This window comes from Desulfobulbus rhabdoformis, from assembly GCF_016919065.1.
Taxonomy (GTDB): domain Bacteria; phylum Desulfobacterota; class Desulfobulbia; order Desulfobulbales; family Desulfobulbaceae; genus Desulfobulbus; species Desulfobulbus rhabdoformis.
Window position 1 is genome coordinate 1 of the sequence record NZ_JAFFQA010000117.1, and the last position, 1,605, is coordinate 1,605.

Here is a 1,605-nt window from a genome sequence, read left to right on the forward strand (position 1 = left end):
GTAACTACTCACCCCTATTCTTCGGCATCAGGCAGAGTTCCTGCCAATGCCAACTGGATAGCGACAAGAGGATTGATCCCCTGGCTTGCCATGGTCTGCAGGTAGCTTGAAATCCTACAGTAAGCCTGGGCATATTGTTTACGTCGAAAACAACCGGATATTTTCTGTTTTACCTTAGCCATGCGAAGATCCCTTTCCGCTCTGTTGTTGGTGAACGGTACATGTGGTTCTTTGGCAAAAAGCAAGACTGCCGCCTCATGCTTTTGTAATCGCTCCCAAAGATTGTGCGCATCGGATTTGGCTATCCTGCCGCGCTTCCCTTGTGGTTTCGGAGGGATCTTGGGCAACTCCTTGCTGCCACGCGTAAGGATATTACGGTAGCGCTTCTGCAGGTTGGCATACTCCCGTTCGGTAAGACATTTTTCCGGACGTTGAGCCACCGTACGACACGTTTGCTGGAGCACCGCTTTTAGATTGCGGGCCCACCGGTATTGGTTTGAGTCAACGACAAACGTCAACTCTCGTAAAAGGTGCGAGCCGCAAAGTCCGTGACCGCAATGGTCGTAGGATAAATATGATGCCCAGCAATCATGGATGATCACCCCGCCATACCGAGGGATGATATTCAATCCTTCGATTGCCTCCTTGCCCCGCTTTCGATGCAGTACTTTCAGGGTTGTTTCGCCGGAAGAATAGACGTGAATCCAGTGATTCTTCCCTTCAACCCGAAACGAGGTTTCATCCACATGCAGGGATGGAGCCTGCAGCAGCCTATCAATAGCTCTGGATTCCCATGCTTCGAGTGATTGGTACAAGCGCAAAACAAATTTGAGCAGGCTGGCCTCGGAGATTACGCTACCGATCATGGCTGCTATCTGTTTTTGAACCCGGTTTAAAGCGACCATCTGGCTGATAACCAAATGAATGGCAAACGCTTTAAGCCCATTGCCGTACTGCAGCTTACCCGGCATATCCTCAGGGAAACGCCCCTTGACTGTTGCTTCACAATTGGGGCATTGCTTTATTTCTGCGTCAATGTGCTCGACAACTTTTTCAAAAACGATGTCGATTTTTGTCCGACGTTCATGCCCCTGGCATGCAACGCTATCCAGCACCATTCCGCAGATATCACACACCTCGACCTGAGCAGTGGTGACCGATTCTTTGACGCGTGTATTACCAACCCGCCCATTGACTTGTTTTCCCTTGCCGGTAGTGGTGCAGTGCTTGGTAGCGGTTTCGTCTTTCTCGGTTTGCGAAGAAGGAATGCTCGAGTTTTTGTTTCCCTTGCGCGTTGTCTTCTCAAGAAAGATAGAGAGTATCAACTCGACGACAACCAGCAGGCTGTTGACCAGGACCCGTATCTCAGAGGAGACTTTGCCGGCGGAACAAAGCTGTTCAAATTCCTGTTTGAGGAGATCGACTTCTTCGCGGACCCTTATTTTATTTACTGTTCCCATGGGTTTACTATACCATGGCTTTTTTCGACCTCCTGTGCGCCCCTGAGTTAAACGATTGAACGCTATCGCATCTGTTTGCTATCGGAATGCAATATTAAAACGATTTAGAGACGACCAGGCGCGTTGATGGGCATTTTTGTTGGCA

Annotated in this window: 1 protein-coding gene; it reads right to left on the reverse strand. The window is 49.5% G+C overall.

From position 1 onward, the window contains the following. Positions 1-14 precede the first annotated feature (14 nt). A complete protein-coding gene (tnpC, locus tag JWJ90_RS22625; RefSeq protein WP_205229481.1) occupies positions 15-1,460 on the reverse strand; it encodes an IS66 family transposase in 1,446 nt (481 codons plus the stop codon). Positions 1,461-1,605 lie beyond the last annotated feature (145 nt).

Coding starts and splice junctions, on each gene's coding strand:
- tnpC (WP_205229481.1), bottom strand. CDS start 1,460: ATGGGAACAGTAAATAAAATAAGGGTCCGCGAAGAAGTCGATCTCCTC.